This is a genomic window from Thermogemmatispora sp. (assembly GCF_019683755.1).
In the GTDB taxonomy this organism is placed as follows: Bacteria; Chloroflexota; Ktedonobacteria; order Ktedonobacterales; family Ktedonobacteraceae; genus Thermogemmatispora.
In genome coordinates, this window is record NZ_JADGHT010000287.1 from 1 (window position 1) to 6,004 (window position 6,004).

Annotated in this window: 3 protein-coding genes; 2 read left to right on the forward strand and 1 reads right to left on the reverse strand. The window is 58.9% G+C overall.

Going from position 1 to position 6,004, the window contains the following annotated elements; genetic code table 11:
- Nucleotides 1-327 precede the first annotated feature (327 nt).
- Both IRZ24_RS15600 and IRZ24_RS15605 read left to right on the forward strand, forming a co-directional pair.
- Entirely contained in the window at nucleotides 328-1,791 is a 1,464-nt protein-coding gene (locus IRZ24_RS15600) for a hypothetical protein (protein WP_297165934.1), read from the forward strand.
- A 437-nt stretch (nucleotides 1,792-2,228) separates the two neighbouring features.
- Nucleotides 2,229-4,832, forward strand: a complete 2,604-nt coding sequence (locus IRZ24_RS15605; RefSeq protein ID WP_297165937.1) for a DNA polymerase domain-containing protein — start codon at nucleotides 2,229-2,231, stop codon at nucleotides 4,830-4,832.
- Between the two features lie 92 nt (nucleotides 4,833-4,924).
- Here IRZ24_RS15605 and IRZ24_RS15610 read toward each other — a convergent pair.
- The coding region (locus IRZ24_RS15610) for a hypothetical protein (protein WP_297165940.1) at nucleotides 4,925-6,004 on the reverse strand (1,080 nt) is incomplete at its 5' end.

Below are 6,004 nucleotides of genomic sequence, written 5' to 3' on the forward strand. Positions count from 1 at the left end.
CACCTGCAGTATCCTTGTATAGGGCTGGCTGAAAAGCGACCAGCCTATGTCGTAGTGCTCCCTGCCGGGTCAGGGTATTGTGGCGAGGTCGGTGGAGAGGAGGGAGGCAAGCAGAAGAGAGGCCAGCAGAAGGGGGGAGATGAGTGACAGAGGGAGCAGGGCGAGTGGCGCAAGCAAAGCTCTCATCGTTCTTCAAGCTCTTATACTCTTGTATTTCCATACCAGTTGTCTGGCATGACACTGGCGGTGGCCGCTATGGGGCGGCCATCATCCTGTGAGAAGGAAAGGTAACCAGGCACTATGTCCCGGAAGCAAGCACCACTATCAATGTACGAAAGCTCACGGAGAGCGCGTCGTCGCTGGCCGATACTGGTGGGGGTAAGCATTCCTTTATTGCTCCTACTGATCGCGGCGGGGGTGCTGGTGCTCCCTCACCTGACCTCGCGAGCGGCTGACGACAATACCGATTGTTCGCTCATCGTACCACCCAATCCTCTCAGCGCTCAGGGACTGGCAACGCCCTATCAACTGGTTGCTACCAATCCCGCCAATGGACCATGTCATGAAGCCAATCCAGCTCAAGCTGCCTTTGTCCAGGGGGCCATCCTGGACCCGCGCACCGGTCAGATCTCTATTTACAACCCACTGGTGATTGATCAAGGCACGCAGCCGGCGATTCAGCCCACGCCGCCTAAGCTGCCACAGGGGGCTGTGGTCGCGCTCTGGTTTGGCTTCAATGGTGACAATCTGACCCTGGTTGACAACAACGGCAGTCTGAGGCAGGGACGCTGTGTGAATGGGGTCAACGGCAGTATCTTTGGCCAATTTGCCTATTGCAACGCTCCGGCTTTCTTTGCGGCGGCCAATTATGCTATTCGGAGTGGGCGGCTCAAGGTGCCCCCGATCGGCACGGCCAAAGATGGCCAGCCCTGTCCGACAACGCGTGATTTCAGCCTGGTTGACCAGGATCAGAGTGACAATGTCGTGACCGAGTATTTAGTGACCGCTGATGGACGCATTGCTCAAATGACGGCGGCCAACGCGGCGGCTCTGCAGGGGGCCCAGGTCCAGACCAATGGTAGCGATGAGCGCCTGCTGTCGATCGGCCTCGATAGCGCCCTCGGTTGCTCGCCCTGGATGGCGCCAGATCTCGCTGATCCTGGTCACATGGTTGCTGCTTTGCCGCTTAATGAGTTGCAAGCGGCTCTCTATCAACAGCAGCCTGTGGCTTTGGTGCCTGCAGGTGATCCGATGGTCCTCAACAATGACCAGCCTGATCTACGTAAGCTAAACGCCTATCGCGTCGGGGTTGACCAGGCGCCGGTAGCCTCACTGAATCAAGCCAGCACGGCAAGCTACTGTCAGAATCTGGTTAATATTGCGCCGGCGCGCCTGAAGCTCGACCAGCAGCTCACTCAGGCTAGTCCATCGCCCGATGCGGGAGCGGCTAACTCGCTCTTTACCTTCCTGGCCCAGCGCTTTGTGACAACCTATCAGGAACTGAACTGTCAGGCGCTGATCAATTTGCCTGATCCAATTACGGTGACGACCGATGCCAATGGGGTGGCCATCGACGCGACCATCAATGTCCCGAACGGAGGTGGTAATGGTGGCGGTAACGGTGGCCAGGGGGCGACGGTGAATTGCTCGGTGAATGGGCGGGTCATTCAGGGCTGCTCTGGTACAGTGACGATCAACGGGGCACCCTGTACGTTCACGCTGGATCAGGCCAATCACCAGGTGGTCATCCAGTGTTCGCGCCGGGGCACGGTTCAGCCCCAGCAGGGTTGAGCTGGAGTCTTCGTTAACAGATTGTTCGAGCCATAGCAGGCAGACCGCCTTTGGGGCGGAGCGCGTTGGCCGAGTCGAGCGAGCCTAGTCTGACCAGGTCTGGCCAGTAGCTCTGGTCTCAAGCAGATGTTCTCATCCCTTCCCTTAACGGAATTTCCCGGCGGTCTGCCTCCCTCTCCACTGCCGGGGTGGAAGCGCGCTCACATCCCACTGTGAGCCTTCTACCCCGGCCATCTCATGAGCCTCCTTCTATCCGCAGTGACAGATCTCAATCTCAGATGATCTGCTCTATCTTCCTCATTGAGCTAACTGCCTATCAGGTGCTTCTTAGTACGTTTGGCTCACTTGCGCTCTGGCGCCTAAAGGTGTTAAGCTTAGAACAAAAGTTAAAGGCGTGTGCTCTCGACCCTCACTGGCTAGCGGTGAGAAGATTACTGATGGCTATGGCTCGTGCTGAGAGTGCTGTCGGCGATCTTGAGGCGACAACGCTCCGCTCGCAAGAGCAACAGCAACAAGAAGATGAATACCTCTTTGGCTGGAATCCCACGCCGGGCATTGTTTCCGTCTGGGCGAATCGCAGCGGTGAGGCCGTAGTCTGGCGGCGTGAGGGGGAGCGTGTGCTTTGCCTACGTGAGCGCTTTTGGCCGTGGGTGCTAACGACCTCTCTCGCGGACCTGGAGCACCTGGGCAGGCGTCTGCGCCCTGTGACGGCTTTGCCTCCCTCACCAGCCGCTTCTCCGCCAGGGCTGGTTTACTACCGCGAGCTGGATGGCCCGGGGGGTACCTATCGTTTTCTGCTGTTCTGCGATGATCTGAGCCGCCTGGAACGTCTGCTGCTGCAAGGGGCAAGACGCCGTCTGGGACGGCGGTTAACCTCACTGGCTGAGCTGGAGCATTGCTATGCGGTCGGGCCAGTGGAGCAATATTTGATGCAGACTGGTCAGGTCTATTTTCGTGGCCTGGCTTATGAGCATTTGCATCGCTTGCAGCTTGATTTGGAGACAACGGCTCTAGATCCCCATCGGGGGCGCATTTTTCTAGCGGCGGTGCGCGATAGTCGGGGCCTGGAGACAACCTTAGAGGCGCCGCATGAGGAGGATGAGCCACGTCTGATTCGCGAGCTGTGTAACTTGATCTGCCAGCGCGATCCCGATGTCATTGAGAATCATAATCTGTTTGGCTTTGATCTGCCATTTCTGGAGGAGCGGGCGCGCGTCCTCGGGGTGCCATTGGTGATGGGACGTCAAGGAGCGCCGGAGGCAGCGCGGCGGCTGCATCGCTATCAGGAGACGCTGGCGATTGGGCCGGAGGCGCGCCGGCGTCTGCGCTATAGTGTGGCGGGTCGTGAGCTGGTCGATACGCTTGATGCGGTTCGGCGTCACGATTTTGTGGTGCGCGATATGCCGAGCTATGCCTTGAAGGATGTAGCCCGCTACTTCGGCATTGCTTCGGCAGAGCGCACCTACATTGCTGGAATGGATATTGTTGAGACCTACCGACGTGACCCTGAGCGGGTGCGTCGCTATGCTCTGGATGATGTAGAGGAGGTCGATGGTCTCTCGCGTCGCCTCTTAGGGGCGCCGTTTGCTTTGGCAAGCATGGCACCGCGCCGCTATGAGCGCCTGGTCTCGGCGGGGCCAGCAATGGGAGTGCTGGAGCCAATTCTGGTGCGCAGCTATCTACGGGCCGGGGCAGCCTTGCCGTGTCCTTCCGGGGAGAAGGCCCAAGGCGATGGCTTGTACGAGGGTGGGGCGGTGCACCTCTTTGCCACGGGGGTGGCCGAGCATGTGGTCAAGGCCGATGTGGCTTCGCTCTACCCGTCGTTGATGCGTACGTTTGCTATTGGCCCACGCTGTGATCGCTTGGGGGTCCTTTTGAGCATCTTGGGACGTCTGACAGATCTGCGCCTGCAGCATAAGGAGGCGGCTCGCCTGGCTCCCCCCGGTTCGATCGAGGCCAATCACCACGCGGCAACTCAGGCGGCGATGAAGATTCTGATCAACGCCGCCTACGGTTATATGGGGGCGGGAAAGATGGCTCTCTTTGCTGATTCTCAGGCCGCGGCTGAGGTGACGCGCCGTGGGCGCGCGATTCTGGATCAGGTGGTGGGGGCCCTGCGGGCACGTGGACTGGCTTTGATTGAGGCCGACACTGATGGCGTCTATTTTGCTGTTCCGCCAGAGTGGGATGAGGAGCAGGAGCGGTCTTTAGTGGCTGAGATTGGGTCTGGCTTGCCGCCAGGTATCCGCTTGGAGTATGAGGGACGCTATCGGGCTATGTTCAGCCACGAGGTGAAAAATTATGCTTTGCTGACTTATGATGGCCGCTTGATCGTCCACGGGGTGGCCTTGCGTTCCAGCCGTGCGGAGCCGTTCGGTGAGCGCTTTTTACGGCGTGCCTTGCTGGCGACGATGCTGGGCAAGGTGGATGAAGTGCGCGCTGCGTATTTGGAAACGGTTGGGGCTTTGCGCTCGCGCGCCTTGCCAGCAGCAGATGTGGCAACCCAGGTGCGGCTGACGAAGACGCCTGAGGCCTATTTTGCTGCGCGTCAGACGCATCAGGAGCCGGCCTACGAGGCGCTGATCAGGGCGGGCCGGCGCCATTGGTTCCCTGGTGAGCGGGTGCGTTTCTATCGTACTGCCGAGAAGCAGTATGTGTGGTTGCCGGACGAGAACACAGAGGAGGTGCCGGCTGGGCAGGAATGGTTGTCGCTGGCGTCAACCTCCTCTGAGGAGGAAACACCGCTGATGGCGGTGGAGCGCGCTCGTCAGACTAGTAAGGAGCTGGCTGAGCGCCGTGACTATGATGTGGAGTACTATATCCGCCTGCTGACAAGTTCCTATGCGGCGCGTCTGCGTAAGGCCTTTGCTCCCGAGGATTTTGAGGCCCTGTTTCGGGAAGATCGTCAGCTCGCGCTCTTTGCTGAGACGAGACCATTAGAGCAGATTCAGCCGCGCTGGATTCGCTGTCAACTACCACGGCAGGATCAGGGTGAATCAAAAGTGACAGGTGAGACAGGGTCAAAGGGAGACGGCACCTAGCCCAAGTCGGTGCCGTCCCTGCTAGTAGGTCCGCTGTTGGCGAGTCTAGTGCTCGCCTTCAGCGTCTCCTGGCTTACACGGGTCTCGCCCATTCAGTGAGGCTGTTCTCTTTGAATCTGATTAAGGGCTTCTAGCAGTTCTTGACGAAAAATGCGTACGCTTGCCAGGTCATGATAGCCAGCATGCTCTATCTCGTTCAGCAGCTCGCGGCCTTTCGCCAAGCGGTGGGGAGATTGCCAGCCGGTGACTGCTTGCAGGAAGGCGCGCGCCTCTGCGATACTGGCCTCGACTTCGCGTAGGCGCAAGAAGGCCTGGGCCCGGTAAAGATGGAGACGGTAGTCAAGCCAAAGGTTCCTGTCAAGGGAGATTTGTCGGCGCAACTCCTCGTATCCCTCTAGGACTTTTTGCGGCTGGTTGATATAGAGGTAGCCGCGGCAGCGCAGGAGAAAGATGCCGCTCAGTTTGTGAAAGACAAAGTCGGTCCCATCTCCGTAAGCACTTTTGAGAGGCTCGGCCAAGGCGACGGCCTGCTCGATGGTGCGCTCGAAACGTAGGGGGTCGCCAGCGATGGCGTACATCTGGCTGAGATAGGCGCTGGTGAAGGCCGCTAGCGGCCTACTAACCTTGAGGGAGAGGTCGCGCGCCTCCTCCAGCGCATTGATGGCCTCGTGATAATGTCCAATGCGCTTTAGCTCCACCCCTAGCTTTTGAAGGGCGTGGGCGATTAGTCTGGGGTCCTCCGCCTGCCGAGCCGCGGTCAGCATCTCTTGAAAGGTGCTGCGAGCACGATCATAGTGACAATGCTCATAGTGCATGAGTCCAACAAGACTATAATACTGGATGCGAAGCGTCTGGAGACGCCTCTCCAGGCGTAGAGGGGGAGGAAGCTCACTGCGACAAGCTGTCAAAAAGCTCCCCAGGCGATCTACCTGTTGCTCTATTTCGGGTAGGGGCGCTAGGCGTCTCATGGCCAGCGTTTGGCGGAGTAGTGCTTCTGCGACTGAGAGGGTCTCTTCAAAGAGGTGGTTTTTGGTGGGCAGGGGAGCCTGGGGATGAAAAGGGTCGTAGGAGGAAAGTCCAAATTCCCACGGGGGGATCTCTAATAGCTCACAAAGCCGGCGCAGGGTGCTCGGATCTGCGATGCGCTTCTTGCCATATTCGATGGCCTGGAC

Coding starts and splice junctions, on each gene's coding strand:
- IRZ24_RS15600 (WP_297165934.1), top strand. CDS start 328: ATGTACGAAAGCTCACGGAGAGCGCGTCGTCGCTGGCCGATACTGGTG.
- IRZ24_RS15605 (WP_297165937.1), top strand. CDS start 2,229: ATGGCTATGGCTCGTGCTGAGAGTGCTGTCGGCGATCTTGAGGCGACA.